This window comes from Alistipes timonensis JC136 (genome assembly GCF_900107675.1).
In the GTDB taxonomy this organism is placed as follows: Bacteria; Bacteroidota; Bacteroidia; order Bacteroidales; family Rikenellaceae; genus Alistipes; species Alistipes timonensis.
The window spans coordinates 133,648-151,706 of the sequence record NZ_FNRI01000008.1 but is presented as its reverse complement, the minus strand read 5'-3'; the positions used below and the strand labels follow the sequence as shown (position 1 = coordinate 151,706).

Here is an 18,059-nt window from a genome sequence, read left to right as displayed (position 1 = left end):
GGTTGATAGCAGTCGTTTCAGGGGTCAGTTCGTGCGGGCCGTGACGCAGACCGCCCGCGTGCCGTCGGGCCGCTGTTCGATCCGGCAGTTGATGGGCAGGATGTCCGACAGGACGTCGAGCGTGTCCGAAAGGTCGTCGAAAAGCACCAGCTTGCCCGAGCAGCAGAGTTCCCGCACGTCGGGATCGCAGACGATTTCCACGCGGTAGTAGGCCGCGATCTGGGCGATTACCCGTTCGAGCGTGCCCGACGAGAAGGTGAACAGTCCGTCTTTCCAGCTGACGTACTGCGAGGGATCGACCTTGACGACCGTATAGTTGCCCGCTTTGAGGCTGAACATGTCGTTGCTTTCTAACTGCACCTGCTCGCCGTCGCCGGTGGTGATCTCCACGGCGCCGTGCACCAGCACGACTGATGCCGGGCGGTTGCTGTCGCAGTAAGCGTTCACGTCGAAGCTCGTCCCCAGGACCCGCGTGTCGAAGAGCGCGTTGTGGACGATAAAGGGGCGTTCGGGGTCGGGCGTCACGTCGATATACAGCTCGCCCTCGATGCTCACGCGGCGTTCGCCCTCTCCGAAGGCTGCCGGGAAGGTGAAGACCGATCCGGAGTTGATCCACACCCGCGAACCGTCCGAAAGGGTGATGTCGGCCCGTTTGCCTTCGGGCACCACCAGCCGGTTCATGCGGGCGGGTTTCGCCGAGGCGATCTTGCGGCCGTTGATGCGCACCTCTCCCGAGGGGGCGCACTCGATGCTGGCGCTCTCCGAGGCGATGTGCTCGGACTGCCTGCCGGAGATCAGCCGGATCTCGGAGGCCCGGGCCGGAGAGGCGTCGGTCTCCGTCGGGGGGCGGAACACGCCCAGCAGGGCCGGAACGACCACTCCCGCCGCCACGACGGCCGCAGCCGCCAGCGCGAACAACCGGCGGCGCAGCAGCCGTCGGCGGCTGCACAGGGCCCGGTAGTCGGACATGATGCTGTCGTAAAGTTCGGCCTTTTCGCCCTCCTCGAGCGTGAAGTTGTTCAGCCGGACGCTGCCGACCGTCTGGATCGCCTTGCGAAATTCGGCGAAGGTCTCGGGGTGGTTCGCCGGGAACTCGCTCCAGAAGAGGTCTTCGCGCTTGTCGGGGTCGAGGCACCACAGCAGGAAATCGGGGTCGTTCAGAAAGTCGGCCGCGGTGTACTCCTTATATTCTTTGTTATCCATAATCGTTGTCGTTTTTCGGTTTTGTCAGGCCGTGAGCGCCGAGAACAATGCCAGCAGAAGCAGGCGGTCCTTGTTGCTGCGGAGCTTCCCGAGTCCCTTGGAGACGAACTTGCGCACGGCGTGGGGCGTGACGTCCAGTATCTCGGCGATCTCGGCATATTCCATTTCATACATGTAGCGCATGTATATCGCGCTCTTCTGCATCGGGCTCAGTTCGTTGAGCATGTGTTCGAGCATCGTCTTCAGCCGCGCGGCCTGCTCCGTGTCGATCAGGCTGTCGGCGAACGAAACGGTGATGCGCAGGTCCAGCTGGGGCGTCAGTTCCGTCGTGTCGCATTCGTGCCGTTTGAAGTCGATCAGCCGGTTGTAGAAGGCCCGGAACAGGTAACTGCGGATGTTCTTTACGCCGCCCAGCTCGCGCCGCCGCGCCAGCAGGTTCAGGAAAACGTCGTGGATGGCGTCTTTGAGCGTCTCGCGGTCGAACCCGAGCCCGCATCCGTAGGCGTAGAGCTGGTCTGCATAGCTGTTGTAGAGGTAGACGCATACGTCGTCGTTACCTTCCAGAAATTGCCGGCCGATGATTCTGTCGTGCTTCATATCGTTCGAGTCATGACTCCAACTAAAAGACGGGACAATTCGGATTTTGTCCCCTTCCGCAGCCGGAGAAGGTGAAAAAAAGGAATGTTCCGTGAAAATAGGCAGAAAAATCGGGATTCCGGGGGACAAAATCCCGATTCGGGCGTCTACTTATCAGTAACAAACCATTCAAAAAATGTCCAACCTAAATTTAAACCGAATGACAAACATGAGACATTTCGCGCTCTCCCTGCTGCTTTGCGGCTGGTGCGGCATTGCCTTCTCCTGTGACAAGGCCGAATCGGGGCCGAAGGAGGAGCCGGCCGAATCCCAATGGCGCAATCAGTCGTTTACGTTGGCTACGTGGAACGTGGCTTTCGACAACCCCGTCCCCTGGGATGACCGGAAAGCAATGGCGGCCAGTGTGTTCGATACCCAGGATTTCGATATCATCGGCATTCAGGAGCCCTGGCGACATGCGCTCGACGACCTGATCGCGATGCTGCCCGATTACGACCATACGGGCACCAGCGTCACAGGCAACCCGGCCGATACCGACTGCCACAACAATCCTATATTCTATAAGAAGGAGCGTTTCGAGCTGCTCGACAGCGGTTCGTTCTGGTTCTCGGAAACCCCCGACGTCCCCGGTTCCAAGAGCTGGGACTCCTACGGCATCCGTATGTGCAACTGGGGGAAGTTCCGCGACAGGCAGACCGGCGGTGAGTTTTTTCTCTTCAACACCCACTTCGACCACAAGGGCGAAGTCGCCCGCGAAAAGACGGCGCAGATCGTCAACGAGCGGGTGAAGAGCATCGCGAAAGGGTATCACGCCTTTCTGACCGGCGACTTCAACGGCGACCAGTGGTCGGAGCCCTACAAGATTCTGACCGACCAGTTCCGCGACACGCGCGACGAGGCCGTGCGGACGGAGAACGCCGACTGGCACACCTACAACGCCTATAACTACAGCGACAAGCCGCTTTACAGCGGTGCGCAGCTCGACCATATCATGCTGCGCCCGGCCGACCTCGATTTTGTGGTCAACGAGTGGCGGATCGTCAATACCGACTTTAACAAGGTCTATCCCTCCGACCATTTTCCGATCGTCCTGTCGTTCTCGTTCAAATTCGAACGGCAATAACCCAAAAACCGACCCGACATGAAAAAACTGTTCGCAATAGGAACGTGCTGCCTGCTCTGCGGGCTTTTCGGCTGCGAGGATTCCGGCGAGGCCGACCGTCCTGCGCCCGTCGCTGCGTTCACGACCGAAAAGGAGTCGTATGCCGCCGGCGAGAAGATCGGTTTCATCAACACCTCGTCATTCGACGCCGGTGAAATCATCGCTTACGAATGGGATTTCGGCGACGAGTCGGCCCGTTCGACCAAAAAGGAGCCTGTGAAAGTTTACAACGAGGCGGGCTCCTACACCGTCCGGCTTACCGTGACGGGCAGCAACGGTGCCGTCGACCAAAGCGAGAACAGCCTCGTGATCCGCGAGGACGACCGCGAACTGGTAGCCGATTTCACCTTTGAAAAAGAGGAATATGCCGTCGGTGAACCGGTTGCTTTCGTCAACCGGTCGAGTTTCGAGAACGGCGAAATCGTGGGCTATGCCTGGAATTTCGGCAGCGGTGACGCGGACGATGCCTCGACCGAGGAGAATCCTTCGAAACGCTACTCCGCACCGGGCGATTACACGGTACAGTTGACCGTCACGACCGACAACGGACGCGAAAAAAGCTGTCAGAAAACCGTGACGGTCTACGATGCGGGGACTCCGCCCGTGGCGGCGTTCTCGGTTGCCCCCGGGATCGTACTCGCCGGCGACGAAGTGACCTTCACCGACCTGTCGACCGACGAGGACGGCGAGGTGGTGGCCTGGGCCTGGGAGTTCGGTGACGGTGCGACCTCCTCGGAGCGGCATCCGCTCCATACCTATCCGGAGAAGGGAGCCTATAAGGTGACGCTGACGGTGACCGACGATGCGGGTGTCACGGACCGGCAGGAACAGACCGTGAACGTCTGGCCCGGCGTGGTGTGGTCGCAGGAGATCGAAGCCAGCTCGACGCTGCGCGGCGTCATTCCGACCGTCGGGCTCGACGGCACGATCTACGTGACGAGCGACAAACTCAAACTCTACGCCTATGACAAGTCGGGTTCCCGACGGTGGGTGTACGATCTTTCGCAGGACGGCGCCGGCGGCCAGCAGAAATCCTCCGCCTGCGTCGGCACCGACGGTACGGTTTACATCCTTGCCGGCGGCAGCGACAAGACGAAGAACATCTATCTCTATGCGATCCGTCCCGACGGCACCCGGAAATGGCGCTATGCCTATCCCCTCGGCGCCGTGACCGGCTATACCTCGCCGGCCATCCACATCAGCGGCAATGTGCTGATCGGTAATCAGGGCACGGGCGGTTCCGTCATCCTCGTCGACAAGGATTCGGGGCAGGAGATGTGGCGCACCCTGACGGTCGGCGGCGGCCTTACCGGCATGATCGCCTCGGACAAGGCAGGAACGGCCTATTTCGGACTTTCGGGCGGCAAAGGTTACGGCGCTGTGGATGCCGGGGGCGTCCTGAAGTCGTTCAATGTAGCCGACACCTACGATGTCAACGGTACGAGCATCGCCATCGACGCTGAGGGCAATACCTACGCCGGAGTGCAGAAAAGCGGTGCGGGAGCTGTCGTCTCCTGCGATGCGGCGGGGAACCGGCGCTGGGTGTTCACGCCCGATCCGGCCGGGAAGATCGATTTCAGCGGTCCGGTGCTGGGCGCCGACGGTACGGTCTATATCTCTGTAAACAAGACCGGCGGACAGATTGCCGCCCTCGACGGTCAGACCGGTCGGCAGCTTTGGCAGTACCTCTGCGCCGACGGATTCGGCGGTACGCCCGCCGTGGACTGTTACGGAAATATCCACTGCGGCGACAATGCAGGCTGGTACCACGTCGTCAAACCCGACGGAACGCTGCTCTTCAAAAAGCAGTTGGGAACCAACATGTGGTCCTCGCCGGTGATCGCTGACGACGGGATGATCTACGTCAACCTGAAAGACGGTGCGGCCTGCAAGCTGATCGCTTTCGACATGGGGCTGACGGGCCCGGCCGATTCCCCGTGGCCGCAGCGCGCCTGCACGGCCGCCCACATGGCGTTGCAGCGATAAAACGCTGTTTGGATGGAAAGTCCGGTCGGTAATTTTGCCGGCCGGACTTTTTTGTTGTCGGTATGGCCGTAATGACGCCGCGGAGAGAATATTTGAACGGAAATATTTGGTTATTCGGCCGATAATCCATACTTTTGTTCGGTAAAAATGCCTCTTGTACAGAGGTTGTTCATTTACAGGGGGTTCGGCGTCGCTTCTGGTTCAGGGGCATGGGCGTCGGGTACCGGAGATTCAGCGGTCAACCCTTGATTGCCTCGTAGTATAAATCGTGTCCGGTGACCGGTTTATCGTCTGCGGGGGATTGTAGAGTATATCCTTTTATCAACTATGTTCGATCAGCGCGGCGACGAAGAACACTGGTATGCACTGAAAGTCTTTTACAACCGGGTGTTCGAGGTCGAAAGGCTTCTCGCACAGGACGGGGTGAAGAGCTATATTCCGTTGCGCTGCGTGGAGACGACCGTCGGCGGGCGGACCATACGGCGGCGTGAACCGGCTGTTTCGTCGCTGATGTTCGTCCGCGGGCGCGAGCAATATGTGCTCGAACTCTCCAAACGGCTGAAGAACACCATGCCCCTGATGGCCTATTTCGACCGGGATACCCGGAAGCCGGCTGTCATTTCCGACCTGGAGATGAACGTCTTCATGCTGGTTACTTCGACCGGCGATCCCGGTCTGGAATATCTCGGCGAGGAGCCTTCGGACTTGCGCTCGGGGGATCGGGTGCGCGTCACCGAGGGGCCTTTCAAAGGGGCCGAGGGGTACATCAAACGCATCAAGGGCAACCGGCGCCTGATCGTTTCGATCGAAGGTGTCGTAGCCGTGGCGACGACTTACATTCCGGGGTGTTTCCTGGAGAAGATCGCCTGAAACTGAATCCGCCTCTCCCGGACGGATTTCCGTTGTGCCGGGACATCTGAAATACGATTAATCTGATATTTTAATACGAAGGCAACGGGGTTCCGGCCGCGGCCGCCTTCGCAATTTCTAACAGTAAAGACCGTCCTGGATTTTCCTTGGATTGCGCGGTTTTTACCGGTTTCCGGGTGGTCGCCCTCCGACGGCCCGGAGCTATAACACGCCTCTCTGATGTTTTACCGCCTGCTGTCACGGTTTGGTGCTGAGAAGTACCTGTCGTCACGCTACTTTTCGTCGTGGCTGATCCTCGTTATCGACACGTGTGTTTCGGTTTTTGCCACCTTTATCGCGTACCTGCTGATACGCGGTCTTTTTCCGAATCCGGTTTTCACATTCTGGTACGGATTGTGGCTGCTTGCCGGTTCGTGTGTGCTGAGCGTCGTTCCGTTCGTCCTTTTGCGGACGTTCCGGAGCATCATCCGCCATTCGACACTGCGTGAGATATGGAAACTCGGCGCTGCGGTTCTTTCTAAGGACGTTCTGATGTTCTTCTACGTCCTTCTCCTCACCTCGAAGACATCTCCGGCTTATGCGGCGATTTCGCTGGGTTTTCTGCTGGACGCTCTGGTCACGCTGTTCCTGCTGCTGGGGCTTCGCCTCTGTATGATCGTGGTTTACGACCTGATTAAACTGAAGCAGACGCGCCGCGACAACTGCCGCCGGGTGTTGGTTTACGGTACGGGCGACAAGTCGGTGTCGTTGGTTCCGCGGCTGCAGAACTCGCCTCACTACCGTGTCGCTGGTTTCCTGACGTATGGCAAGCGTCTGCGGAATCATACGGTTGCCGAATGCCCGGTCTACTATTTCGAGAATGCCGAAAGCATGGAGTATCTGCGGGACCGCTTCGACATCGATGCCGTGCTGTTCGCCACGAACGACGATGCGCAGGATGAGCAGGAACGTCTGATAAATTATTGTGCGGAGAAGGGGATCAAAGTGTTGATAGTGCCGCCGATCGACGAGGTGATTGACGGTAAGATCATGAAGCAGTCGATCCGCGAGATCAAAATCGAGGACCTGCTGGGACGTCCCGAGATCGAGATTTCGATGTCGGAGATCGAGGCGAATTTCGCGGGGAAGACGGTGCTCGTGACGGGCGCCGCAGGGAGTATCGGCTCGGAATTGTGCCGCCAGTTGGCGACGTTCGGGGTGAAAGAACTGATTTTGTTCGACAATGGGGAGACGCCGATGCACAACCTGCGTCTGGAGTTGGAGGAACGTTATCCGAAACTGCATTTCGAGCCGGTTATCGGGGATATTCGCATCGAGCGGCGCCTGGACTTCGCGTTCCGGACCTACCGTCCGCAGGTGGTATTTCACGCTGCGGCCTACAAGCATGTTCCGCTGATGGAAGAGAATCCATGCGAGGCGGTGTTGGTGAACGTGGCGGGAACGCGCAACGTGGCGGACAAATGCATCGGGTACGACGTGGAAAAGATGGTGATGATCTCGACGGACAAGGCCGTGAACCCGACGAACGTGATGGGCTGCACGAAGCGTCTGGCGGAGATTTATGTGCAGTCGTTGGGACTGGCCGTCGGACAGAACAAGATTCCGGGAAAGACGAAATTCGTGACGACGCGCTTCGGGAATGTGCTGGGCTCGAACGGAAGCGTTATTCCCCGCTTCCGGGAGCAGATCGCCAAAGGCGGTCCGGTGACGGTTACGCATCCGGAGATCACGCGTTTCTTCATGACGATTCCGGAGGCATGCCGGCTGGTGATGGAGGCGGCCACGATGTCCGGGGGCAATGAGATTTTCGTGTTCGACATGGGCGTTTCGGTGAAGATCGCGCACCTGGCACGCCGGATGATCGAATTGGCGGGCTTCGAACCGGACCGGGATATCAAAATCGAATACACGGGGTTGAGGCCCGGGGAAAAACTCTATGAGGAGGTATTGTCGAACAAGGAGAATACGCTTCCGACGACGCACGACCGTATCCGGATCGCTAAGGTCCGGGAGTACGACTACGAAGAGGCCCGGGAGGTTACCGAGGAGCTGGAGGCGCTTTCGCGTGCCGTGAGCATCCCGGACATGATTCGCCTGATGAAAAGGACCGTTCCGGAATTTAAATCCAAAAATTCCCGGTTTGAGGTATATGATTTTGAAAATTAGCATTCTATAATATTGTAAAAATGAATATTGCCATTGTCGGTACCGGTTATGTAGGACTGGTGTCGGGAACTTGCTTTGCCGAGATGGGTATTGATGTCACTTGTGTCGACATTGATCAGCATAAAATCAACCGGTTGCTCCAGGGTGAGATTCCGATTTATGAGCCGGGGTTGGAAGATATGGTAAAGCGAAATGTAAAGGCGGGACGACTGCATTTTACAACCGATCTTACCACATGCCTGAATAATGTGGAGGTCGTGTTTTCTGCTGTGGGAACTCCGCCAGATGAGGATGGTTCGGCTGACCTGAAATATGTGTTGGCCGTAGCAAAGACCTTCGGACAGAATATTAAAAAGTATACGATCTTAGTTACGAAATCTACGGTCCCTGTAGGAACGGCAAAAAAAGTCAAGGCCACGATTCAGGAGGAACTTATCCGGCGTGGTGAAGAGGTCGATTTCGATGTCGCTTCGAATCCGGAGTTTCTGAAGGAGGGGGCGGCCATCAAGGACTTTATGACACCGGACCGGGTCGTGGTCGGTACGGAAAGCGAACGGGCCCGCAAAATCATGTCGCGCCTTTACAAGCCTTTTATGCTGAGCGGAGAGCGGATGATCTTTACGGATATTCCTTCGGCGGAGATGATTAAGTATGCCGCCAATTCGATGCTGGCGACTCGCATTTCGTTCATGAACGATATCGCCAATTTGTGCGAATCGGTGGGGGCCGATGTGAACATGGTCCGCAAGGGCATCGGATCGGATACGCGTATCGGCAAGAAGTTTCTTTATGCCGGCTGCGGTTACGGCGGCTCGTGCTTTCCGAAAGATGTGAAGGCGCTGATCAAAACAGCTGAACAGAACGGCTATGAAATGAAGGTGCTGAAGGCTGTGGATGAGGTGAACGAAAAACAGAAGCAGATTCTCTTCGAAAAACTGCAAAAACACTATCATGGAGAATTGAAAGGCCGGACGGTTGCTTTATGGGGCCTGGCGTTCAAACCCGAGACGGACGATATGAGGGAGGCCCCGGCGGTGGTGATGATCGACAAACTGGCTGCTGCCGGCTGCACGGTGAAAGTCTACGATCCGATCGCGATGGACGAGTGCCGACGCCGAATCGGGGATAAGATAATTTACTGTAAGGATATGTACGATGCCGCGATGGATGCCGATGTCCTGATGCTCGTGACGGAGTGGAAGGAGTTCCGGGTGCCCGACTGGAGGACTTTGCGTAAAATCATGAAACAGCCGTTGATTTTTGATGGGCGGAACATATACGACCGGGAGGAGTTGTGGGTTAATGGATTCGGATATTACTGCATAGGGTAAACCGCGCGAATTGCAGGAAAGGGTATGATTTCGAATGATTCCAGGACAGCGAAAAGTATAAAGAACAGCACGGTCTCCCTGGTCTTTTATTTTGTCAATATAGCACTGGGGTTCGTTTCCCGAAAGGTTTTTATCGATAACCTGGGGACTGAGGTATTAGGGCTCAATACGACTGCCACCAACCTGCTTCAATTGCTTAATCTGGCTGAACTGGGAATCGGTATAGCCATTGCATCCTCACTCTATAAGCCGCTTGCCGGAAAAGACTGGAAACAGGTCGGTGATATAGTTTCCTTGCAGGGGTGGCTTTATCGTCGCATTGCTTTTGTGATAGGCGGCGGGGGAGTTCTGCTGATGTGCTTTTTCCCCTGGATTTTCGCCAAAGCCGAACTCCCGGCATGGTATCCTTACGGTGCTTTCGGAGTGCTGTTGATGAGTTCTTTGCTGAGTTATTTCATCACCTATAAACAGATCATACTGACCGCAGATCAGAAAGAGTATAAAATAACATATAGTTATAGGGCGATACTGCTCCTGAGAACCGTGGCCCAGATCGGCGCCGTATCTTTCTTGAATAACGGCTATGTCTGGTGGCTGATCTTGCAGCTGGTTTTTGATTTCGGAGCGGCCTTTGTTCTCAATTTGGTAATAAAAAAAGAGTATCCGCAACTGCGTACTGAATTGTCCCGCGGCAACGAGTTGAGAAAACGCTATCCGGATATCACCCGCAAAGTCAAACAGGTATTTTTCCATAAGTTGGCAGCCAGTGTGCTGACACAGACCTCTCCGCTTATTTTGTATGCATACGCTTCGCTGTCGATGGTAACTTTGTATGGCAATTACATGCTGATTGTTTCCGGAGTTACTGTCTTGGTCAGTTCCATGTTCAATAGTATGATGGCCAGTGTTGGCAATCTGGTTGCTCAATGCGAGCCGGAACGTGTGCTGAAGGTGTTTCATGAACTGTTCAGTATCCGTTTCCTGATTTCTGCAACGGCCTGTTTTTGTGTTTACAGCCTGACGCCTTCATTTATTACCCTGTGGGTCGGGACCGAATATCAACTCGGTAATATGGTATTAGGGCTGATGACCGCGATTCTATACCTCTCGCTGACCCGTAATGTCGTTGATTCCTGTCTGAATGCATACGGACTTTTCCATGATATCTGGGCGCCGGTGTCTGAAACGATTCTCAATATCGGCTGCTCGGTGCTGTTGGGATATTTCTGGGGACTGCCCGGGATTTTGTGCGGAATTCTGCTGAGTTTGTTCGTCATCGTATTTCTATGGAAACCTTATTTTTTGTTTTCGCGCGGATTCAAAGCTTCGGTGTCGATTTATGTCGGAATGTATGCTAAACATATTGCAGCCATGGCGATCGTATGGGGCTTGACGGTACTGCTGCTGTCGAAAGTCCCGCTGCAGGCTTCTTCTTCCGGGTTATCCTTTGTCGGTTATTCGTTATTGGCTGCTTTGTTTTTCGGAGGGTTGCTCGCTGCGGTTCTGGCAATGACGAACCGGGGTATGCGTGATTTTTTCAGCAGGGTGCGGTATATTTTGAACAGATAGCTTGCAATGACTCCTTTGATTTCGGTAATAATTCCGGTCTATAACGTCGAACCTTATATCGAAAGGGCGATTCTCAGTGTATTGGATCAGACCATGACGGAGTGCGAATGCCTGGTGATCGACGACTGCGGAAGCGATGGTAGTATGGACATTGTCCGAAGTTTGCAGCAACGACATCCTGCCGGGAGTAAGATACGGGTTATCCGTCAGGCTCGTAACGGAGGGCTTGGAGAGGCCAGAAACACGGGAATTGACCTTGCGAAAGGCGAATACGTCTATTTTCTGGATGGCGACGATTACATTGCTCCCGATTGTATCGAACAATTGTATTGTGCGGCGGAGAAATATCATGCGGATTTTGCCACCGGAATTTTTCTGCTCGAAGACCCGCAAGGTCAGATTGTGTCCGGGGAGGTGAAAACTGATCTTCCGGTATTATATTCCGGAAGAGGGAATTTATACATTGCCCGGATAAAGGGCATTCTTGGCTCGGAAACCAATACTGTGTACCGGCGCTCTTTTTTAATCGAACATCATATTCGGAATATCCATCGGATCGGAGAGGATCACTTCTGGTGTCTGCAAACGGCCGTACATGGGACTGCCGCAGTCTATGTTCCCGGTGCCCGTTATTATTATTGTCTCAGGGACGGCAGCATTACCAATGGATATAACCGGTCTCGGTTTCCGGATTCATTGGTGGATGCATTTTACGACAATTATTTTGACTGCCTGCGTTATGCGGATTCCTTGCCGGAAGACAAACAACCATATGGACGTGCATTGGCTGCAAAACTTGGAATAACGAGCATAATTCAGATAATCCGGAGTAACGTACCAGATAAAAGGGACAAGATCAATGCGATTTATCGGGTATTTCCCCGGGAAGCGAATACTTTGACATTGTTGTATCGCGACCGGCCCACCCGGTTTGCGCTTTGGTGCCTGCGGCACCCTGCCGGATTGTATGAGAAATGGGTTTTGTTCAATTTTGCGCTGGCAGGATACAAGCATATTATTTCTGGGAAATGAAGCGGAAACTGATGCGGAGTATAGGGCGTATACTCGACAAGTGTTTGAAAGCTTATGGTAAATCGTTGATCGAGGAGCGTATCGCCGTCGGTGATATTGTGTTGGGATACGGTCAAGGAGAGGGATACGGGATCGATACGGCAACGTTTTACAAATCCTGCAGGACGCAAGGTAATTCGCTCCGGATCGGGAAATTCTGTTCGATTGCTGGCGATCTTACCGTGATGATGGACGGTATTCATCCTCCTGAACGGATTTCGACATACCCGCTTTCTGAAAGATTCAGTAAAAAGCCTGCTTATTCGTCGGGTATGCCGGCGACCCGAGGCCCGGTGGTGATCGGTAACGATGTGTGGATCGCTTATGGGGTCACTATCCTGAGTGGTGTGACGATCGGGAATGGGGCTGTCGTATGTGCCGGTGCGGTTGTGACCCGGGATGTGCCGGACTATGCGATCGTGGGTGGTGTCCCGGCCCGGGTAATCCGTTCTCGTTTTTCGGAAGAGCAGGTTCGGGCTTTGCAACGAATCGCCTGGTGGGATTGGGACCCGGCCAAAATCGAAGAGAATATTCCGATGCTGCAATCCGAAGATATCGATGCTTTTATTCAACTTCATTTAAAGCATTCATGAACAGCCATGTTCCGGATTATTCCGTTGTCGCGGGGAATCCGGCAAGTGTGGTGAACTATTTTTCAAACGTAAGGAATGGGTAAAAAAGGACCGTATGACTATCTGATCGTCGGCGCCGGGCTTTTCGGAGCCGTATTCGCTTGTCGGATGAAGGCGGCCGGGAAAAAGGTTCTGGTCGTGGAGAGGCGCGATACGCGCGGGGGAAATTTGTATTGCGATCGGATCGCCGGAATAAACGTACATAGTTACGGCGCACACATTTTTCATACCTCGGATAAGGAAGTCTGGGATTTTGTGAACCGTTTTGCCGAATTCAACCGCTATACCAACAGTCCGCTGGCATATTACCGGGGTAAGCTTTATAACCTGCCCTTCAATATGAATACGTTTTACTCCCTATGGGGGGTGACGACACCCCAGCAGGCTTGTGTCCGAATCGAGGAACAGCGCCGTGCGGCGGCTGTCGCCGAGCCTCGCAATCTGGAAGAACAGGCCCTTTCTTTGGTAGGGCGGGACATTTACGAAGCATTCATCAAAGGATATACCGAGAAACAATGGGGCCGGCCCTGTACGGAACTTCCGGCCTTTATCATCAAGCGTTTGCCGCTTCGCTTCACGTTCGACAACAATTATTTCAACGACCGCTACCAGGGAATTCCCATCGGAGGATATAATGTGCTGATCGACGGGCTGCTGGACGGAATCGAGGTCCGTTTGGGAATGGACTTTTTCGAACACAGGTCTCGTCTGGAGGCACTCGCGGACAAAATCCTGTATACGGGCTCTGTCGATCGCTATTTTGACTATTGCTTCGGGCGGCTTGAATACCGAACGCTCCGTTTCGAGACGGAGGTTCTGGAATGCGGAAATTATCAGGGAAACGCAGTCGTCAATTATACGGATGCTGCCATCCCCTATACCCGGATTATCGAGCACCGCCATTTCGATGGGAGTGGTCCGGAGTCTCGAACGGTTATTACGCGGGAATACCCTTCCGAATACCGGGACGGAGATGAGCCCTATTATCCGATCAACGACGTGCGCAATGAAGCGATGTACGAAAAATACAAGATGTTGGCTGATGCCGATTCCAACACCCTTTTCGGAGGGCGTTTGGCCGAATACAAATATTATGACATGCATCAGATTGTACGTAAGGCGCTCGATCTGTCAAAACGGGAATTATGAAGGTATTTGCCTTTGTTGTGACCTATAACCGGCTGGAACTGCTGAAAAAAACAATCGGGAGTTTGCGTCGGCAAACTTACAGGATAGATTGTCTGGTTGTGGTGAATAATGCGTCCACCGATGGTACGGATGCGTGGTTGGCACAGCAGCATGATCTGCATGTAATCACTCAGGAAAATTTAGGCGGAGCGGGCGGATTTCATGCGGGAGTGAAGTATTGTTTCGAGCAGGGAGCCGATTGGATATGGATGATGGACGACGACGTGTTTCCGCAGGAGGATTGCTTGGAAATCCTGCTGAAGTATAAAGATAAGTCCGGATGTCTTCAGCCTGCGAGGTATCATCGGGATTTGGTGCCCGTCGAGTGGGGCTATGCCGGGAAATATCCCAATTTTCACCTGTTGGAGAAAGTCGAGCTGGAGAAAGAATGTTGTCCGGTACAGACCGGGTGCTTCGAAGGAATGTGTATTCATCGGTCCGTCGTGGAAAAAATCGGGTATCCTGATCCCCGTTTTTTTATTGCTGGAGACGATACCGTTTATGGGTTTGCGGCGCATTTTCATACTCCGGTCTTATTGATTCGGGGGGCGCGTCTGGTACGTGCCTCTCTGTCCGGCGAGAAAAAAATCAGCCCGATGTATCTATACTATACGTCACGGAATTTCTACCTCGGGGAAGAATATTACAAACGGTTCTTCCATAAAAAAGGCTACTCGACCCGAATCATGTTGAAACATTGGTTGAACATATTGTTGACGACAATTCATTTTTACCGGTCACTGAAAATAGAGCCTGCTGTCCGGCACATGGCGGTATCTGCTGTTTGGCGGGGATGCTGCGACGGCCGCCGAGGACGCTACGGTAAGACGTTCAATTTGTAGATGAAATGAAATCGCTCTTATTTTTCATCTGTCTGGTTTTTGTGTTGCTGTTCGGGTCCTATCAGTTCGGATTTACGACACTGCGGGTCTATGGGGCAATCATATTGATGGTTTCGTGCTTTTATGCTGTTTTCGAAAAGTGTCAAAGACTTACCCTGCCCTATCGTTTTATTGGATGGTATGTCGCGTTTTTAGCCATCATGTTCATTGCCCAAATTCTGAATGGGGATCTTTGGGTAGAAGGAATTGCCAAGCGTTATCTGGCCTACCATTTGGTCCCGATCATCGTTTTCGTAGCTGTCGATGTTTACGTCGGCGATATGAAGATGCTGAAGCGAGTGACTTCTCTTTTGATCGTTATCTGCATGGTGGATTCCATCGTGACTTATTTGCAATATATCGGTAATCCGATCGGACTTGAGATAGGGCAGTTTTTTTCAACCGATACGAGTTATTCCATCCAGATATTGTCGGACTTTTATGAGACCCATCACCCGGATGACCTGTTAGGGCAGAGTATTACTTTCGGTATTATGGATTCGGTTGTTTACAATGCCTATCTGTTGGGGGCTGCAGGGGTGCTGCCGTTGTATTATGCTTTTTCATCCAAAACGAAAGTAAAAGGGAAAATACTCGCCCTGATCGGTTATTTGATCATTGGAGCAGCCTGTTTTATGACTCAGCAAAGAGCCGCGTTCGCCTTGTTCCTGCTTGCTTCCGTTTTTTTGATCTTGAAGTTTGGTCCCCGGTGGCTTCTCCTGCTGATAGGGGGATTGGTCGTATATTATGCTTTGGACGGAGATTGGTTTGATCCGGATAAATTAGGGCGATTTGATGACATGACCAATTTGTCGGGCCGGGCATATATTTATCAGGAGTCTGTGGAATATATTCAGGATCATTTCTTTTTGGGTGGCGCTGTCGATTGTCCGGTCGTTCCTCATAATGTTTTGTTTAGTGCGCTAATCAATGCCGGGCTGTTCGGTGGACTCGTAATAATTGTCCTCTATTTTAAAATGTTATATGCGGGGGCCCGCATTATTTTAAACCGGAAAAAAGTAATATCGTACTCTGTGATATATGCCTCGGGGTTCGGTATTTATATGTTGATCGGGTTGACTCATAACGAGAATATTGTCAACGGGAGTGTGATGTGCTGGTTGTTTTTCGCGTTGGCTCTCAAAGCCGGTCTTCTTGAAAAAATCAATGTTGCAAAGAGTTAAGCGATTTCGGTATATGGAAAAACAATTTCATATCTGCGTAGTTGCAAACGGTTTTCCCAATAAGAAAATACCCCAATACACTTTTGTCGAACAGCTTTGCCGATCATTGGCTGATTACGGATGGAAAGTGACGGTCATTGCCCCTCAAAGCATCACGAAATGTATTATTCGCAGGGAGGGACTGGATCCGTATTTTCGAACGGAATATACCGAAGCAGGGAATGGGATTGATGTATATCGCCCGCGATTTTTTAGTGTGGGGGAGTTCAAATGGTTGGGTAAGGAGTGGAATGCACGACGTTTTTCTGCGGCTGTAAGCCGGGCGTTTAGAGCGATGAAACAAAAGCCGGACGTATGTTACGGTCATTTTTGGGATTGTGCTTTTGCGGTCTATCGTTCGGCCCGGAAGTTCCGGATTCCGCTGTTTGTCGCCTGTGGTGAGGCGGAACTGACCATTTTCGACAGTTTCCGCCCTGAAACCCTATCCCGATTTAGTGAATACGTCAGTGGGGTTATATGCGTGTCGACCAAGAATCTGCAGGAGAGCGTGTCGACGGGCTTAACAGTCAAGGAAAAATGCAGGGTTATCCCCAATGCAATCGATCCGTCTCGTTTTTATCGGAAAAATAAGTTGCAGATGAGGAGACAATTCGGATTCGATGCCGGTGATTTCATCGTCGCATTTGTCGGAGGATTTATACATCGCAAAGGCACCCGACGGATAGCCGAAGCCATATCCCTGCTTGACGATTCGTCGGTCAAATCCTTATTTATCGGAAAAACCATGGGGAGCGATGCCTGTGACCCGGAGTGTAAGGGTATTTTGTTCAAGGGATGCGTTCCTCACGACCGGATCGCGGATTATTTGAATTGCGCCGATGTGTTCGTTATGCCGACCCTTCACGAAGGGTGCTGCAATGCCAATATCGAGGCTATGGCGTGTGGACTGCCGATCATATCTTCCGACTTGCCTTTCAATTACGATGTATTGGATTCTTCGTTTTCCATTCTGATCGACCCGATGGACATAAGGCAAATAGCAGAAGCAATCCGTACATTGAAGGATGATCCGCAGCGGAGGCGGAAAATGGCTGAAGCCGCGTTGGAACATGCCCGCCAATATACGCTGGAAAGGCGTGCTGAGCAGATCATCGGTTTTATAAAAGAATGTATAAATCAACCCGTAAAATGAAAATATTGGTTACCGGCAGTGCTGGATTTATCGGTTTTTATCTGGCCAAACGTCTGCTTGATCGCGGAGACCAGGTAATCGGACTGGATAATCTCAACAGCTATTATGATGTAGAGCTAAAATACGCAAGGCTCCGTGAAACGGGAATTGAACGGAATAGGATTATTCCGGGCGAGGCGGTGCCGAGTGTGAAATATCCCGCTTATAGATTTTATGTTTTGGAATTGGAAAACCGCATTGCTGTTGAGAAATTATTCAGTACGGAAAAACCGGATATTGTGATCAATCTTGCCGCTCAGGCCGGAGTTCGCTATTCGCTGGAAAATCCTCATACTTATGTGGACAGCAATGTTGTGGGGTTTGTTAACTTGCTTGAATGCTGTCGACAGGCTCGGATTGGTCATTTGATTTATGCCTCTTCGAGTTCCGTATATGGGAGGAATGACAAGGTTCCTTTTTCAGAAGAGGACCGGGTCGATTATCCCGTGTCGCTTTATGCGGCGACAAAGAGGGCCGGTGAGCTTATGGCCGCTGTTTATAGCTCCTTGTATCATCTTCCGACAACGGGACTGCGGTTCTTCACGGTTTATGGCCCTTGGGGACGGCCGGATATGGCCCCGATGCTCTTTGCCAAAGCGATTCTGTCAGGCAATCCGATTAAGGTTTTTAATAACGGAAACCTGTCGCGGGATTTTACCTATATCGACGATATTATCACGAATGTGTTATCTGTAATCGACAAGGGACCTGATGCGCAAGAGCCGGCTGCGATTTATAATATTGGGTGCGGGCATCCGGTTTCGCTGACGGATTTTATCGGCGTGCTGGAAACTGCCCTTGGAAAACAGGCTTGCAAGGAGATGTTTCCCATGCAGAAAGGCGATGTCTATCAGACTTATGCGGATATGACCCGTTTTAAGAAAACGTTCGGAAGCCGCTCGGCAACCTCACTGGAAGAGGGTATCCCGAAGTTCGTGGATTGGTATGTGACTCATAAGGACTTGGTTTTATGATTCGGTCATACGAG

General features: G+C 52.9%; 15 protein-coding genes. 13 read left to right on the top strand and 2 right to left on the bottom strand.

Annotation, left to right across the window (positions count from 1 at the left end; translation table 11 throughout):
- Positions 1-24: 24 nt before the first annotated feature.
- Both BLU78_RS11495 and BLU78_RS11490 read right to left on the bottom strand, forming a co-directional pair.
- On the bottom strand, positions 25-1,203 hold the full coding sequence (locus BLU78_RS11495) for a FecR family protein (RefSeq protein WP_010264991.1): 1,179 nt from the start codon (positions 1,201-1,203) through the stop codon (positions 25-27).
- Between the two features lie 24 nt (positions 1,204-1,227).
- A complete protein-coding gene (locus BLU78_RS11490) occupies positions 1,228-1,800 on the bottom strand; it encodes an RNA polymerase sigma factor (RefSeq protein WP_010264988.1) in 573 nt (190 codons plus the stop codon).
- Between the two features lie 208 nt (positions 1,801-2,008).
- Here BLU78_RS11490 and BLU78_RS11485 point away from each other — a divergent pair, with 208 nt between their 5' ends.
- The 13 genes from BLU78_RS11485 (at position 2,009) to BLU78_RS11425 (ending at position 18,045) form a co-directional block, all read left to right on the top strand.
- Positions 2,009-2,923: an endonuclease/exonuclease/phosphatase family protein gene (locus BLU78_RS11485; protein ID WP_020692964.1), complete on the top strand. Its 915-nt coding sequence runs from the start codon at positions 2,009-2,011 to the stop codon at positions 2,921-2,923.
- 18 nt (positions 2,924-2,941) lie between these two features.
- Positions 2,942-4,948 carry a PKD domain-containing protein gene (locus BLU78_RS11480; protein WP_010264979.1) on the top strand — a complete coding sequence of 669 codons (2,007 nt, stop codon included), beginning with the start codon at positions 2,942-2,944 and terminating at the stop codon, positions 4,946-4,948.
- Between the two features lie 327 nt (positions 4,949-5,275).
- Entirely contained in the window at positions 5,276-5,818 is a 543-nt protein-coding gene (locus tag BLU78_RS11475) for a UpxY family transcription antiterminator (RefSeq protein ID WP_010264976.1), read from the top strand.
- Between the two features lie 219 nt (positions 5,819-6,037).
- Complete coding sequence (locus tag BLU78_RS11470; protein ID WP_010264974.1) at positions 6,038-7,984, top strand: polysaccharide biosynthesis protein; 1,947 nt, start codon at positions 6,038-6,040, stop codon at positions 7,982-7,984.
- A 20-nt stretch (positions 7,985-8,004) separates the two neighbouring features.
- Positions 8,005-9,315, top strand: coding sequence for a UDP-glucose dehydrogenase family protein (locus tag BLU78_RS11465; RefSeq protein ID WP_010264973.1), 1,311 nt, complete (start codon positions 8,005-8,007; stop codon positions 9,313-9,315).
- Positions 9,316-9,339: 24 nt separating this feature from the next.
- Positions 9,340-10,884 carry a lipopolysaccharide biosynthesis protein gene (locus BLU78_RS11460; protein WP_010264971.1) on the top strand — a complete coding sequence of 515 codons (1,545 nt, stop codon included), beginning with the start codon at positions 9,340-9,342 and terminating at the stop codon, positions 10,882-10,884.
- Between the two features lie 6 nt (positions 10,885-10,890).
- Positions 10,891-11,916, top strand: a complete 1,026-nt coding sequence (locus tag BLU78_RS11455; protein WP_010264969.1) for a glycosyltransferase family 2 protein — start codon at positions 10,891-10,893, stop codon at positions 11,914-11,916.
- Positions 11,913-12,548 carry a CatB-related O-acetyltransferase gene (locus tag BLU78_RS14305; RefSeq protein WP_010264967.1) on the top strand — a complete coding sequence of 212 codons (636 nt, stop codon included), beginning with the start codon at positions 11,913-11,915 and terminating at the stop codon, positions 12,546-12,548. The genes BLU78_RS11455 and BLU78_RS14305 overlap by 4 nt, the downstream gene beginning before the upstream one ends.
- 75 nt (positions 12,549-12,623) lie before the next feature.
- Complete coding sequence (gene glf, locus BLU78_RS11445; protein WP_010264964.1) at positions 12,624-13,736, top strand: UDP-galactopyranose mutase; 1,113 nt, start codon at positions 12,624-12,626, stop codon at positions 13,734-13,736.
- Positions 13,733-14,617, top strand: coding sequence for a glycosyltransferase family 2 protein (locus BLU78_RS11440; RefSeq protein ID WP_010264961.1), 885 nt, complete (start codon positions 13,733-13,735; stop codon positions 14,615-14,617). The genes glf and BLU78_RS11440 overlap by 4 nt, the downstream gene beginning before the upstream one ends.
- Before the next feature lie 5 nt (positions 14,618-14,622).
- Positions 14,623-15,840 (top strand): O-antigen ligase family protein, encoded by a 1,218-nt coding sequence (locus BLU78_RS11435; protein WP_010264957.1) that lies wholly within the window; start codon positions 14,623-14,625, stop codon positions 15,838-15,840.
- A 13-nt stretch (positions 15,841-15,853) separates the two neighbouring features.
- The gene (locus BLU78_RS11430) at positions 15,854-17,032 is read left to right on the top strand and encodes a glycosyltransferase family 4 protein (protein ID WP_026020800.1); all 1,179 of its coding nucleotides are present in this window, start codon (positions 15,854-15,856) and stop codon (positions 17,030-17,032) included.
- Entirely contained in the window at positions 17,029-18,045 is a 1,017-nt protein-coding gene (locus tag BLU78_RS11425; RefSeq protein WP_010264949.1) for an NAD-dependent epimerase/dehydratase family protein, read from the top strand. The genes BLU78_RS11430 and BLU78_RS11425 overlap by 4 nt, the downstream gene beginning before the upstream one ends.
- The last annotated feature ends 14 nt before the right edge of the window (positions 18,046-18,059 follow it).

Excerpts from the sequence above, each read along its gene's own strand:
- BLU78_RS11495 (WP_010264991.1), bottom strand. The coding sequence starts at position 1,203 with ATGGATAACAAAGAATATAAGGAGTACACCGCGGCCGACTTTCTGAAC.
- BLU78_RS11490 (WP_010264988.1), bottom strand. The coding sequence starts at position 1,800 with ATGAAGCACGACAGAATCATCGGCCGGCAATTTCTGGAAGGTAACGAC.
- BLU78_RS11485 (WP_020692964.1), top strand. The coding sequence starts at position 2,009 with ATGAGACATTTCGCGCTCTCCCTGCTGCTTTGCGGCTGGTGCGGCATT.
- BLU78_RS11480 (WP_010264979.1), top strand. The coding sequence starts at position 2,942 with ATGAAAAAACTGTTCGCAATAGGAACGTGCTGCCTGCTCTGCGGGCTT.
- BLU78_RS11475 (WP_010264976.1), top strand. The coding sequence starts at position 5,276 with ATGTTCGATCAGCGCGGCGACGAAGAACACTGGTATGCACTGAAAGTC.
- BLU78_RS11470 (WP_010264974.1), top strand. The coding sequence starts at position 6,038 with ATGTTTTACCGCCTGCTGTCACGGTTTGGTGCTGAGAAGTACCTGTCG.
- BLU78_RS11465 (WP_010264973.1), top strand. The coding sequence starts at position 8,005 with ATGAATATTGCCATTGTCGGTACCGGTTATGTAGGACTGGTGTCGGGA.
- BLU78_RS11460 (WP_010264971.1), top strand. The coding sequence starts at position 9,340 with ATGATTTCGAATGATTCCAGGACAGCGAAAAGTATAAAGAACAGCACG.
- BLU78_RS11455 (WP_010264969.1), top strand. The coding sequence starts at position 10,891 with ATGACTCCTTTGATTTCGGTAATAATTCCGGTCTATAACGTCGAACCT.
- BLU78_RS14305 (WP_010264967.1), top strand. The coding sequence starts at position 11,913 with ATGAAGCGGAAACTGATGCGGAGTATAGGGCGTATACTCGACAAGTGT.
- glf (WP_010264964.1), top strand. The coding sequence starts at position 12,624 with ATGGGTAAAAAAGGACCGTATGACTATCTGATCGTCGGCGCCGGGCTT.
- BLU78_RS11440 (WP_010264961.1), top strand. The coding sequence starts at position 13,733 with ATGAAGGTATTTGCCTTTGTTGTGACCTATAACCGGCTGGAACTGCTG.
- BLU78_RS11435 (WP_010264957.1), top strand. The coding sequence starts at position 14,623 with ATGAAATCGCTCTTATTTTTCATCTGTCTGGTTTTTGTGTTGCTGTTC.
- BLU78_RS11430 (WP_026020800.1), top strand. The coding sequence starts at position 15,854 with ATGGAAAAACAATTTCATATCTGCGTAGTTGCAAACGGTTTTCCCAAT.
- BLU78_RS11425 (WP_010264949.1), top strand. The coding sequence starts at position 17,029 with ATGAAAATATTGGTTACCGGCAGTGCTGGATTTATCGGTTTTTATCTG.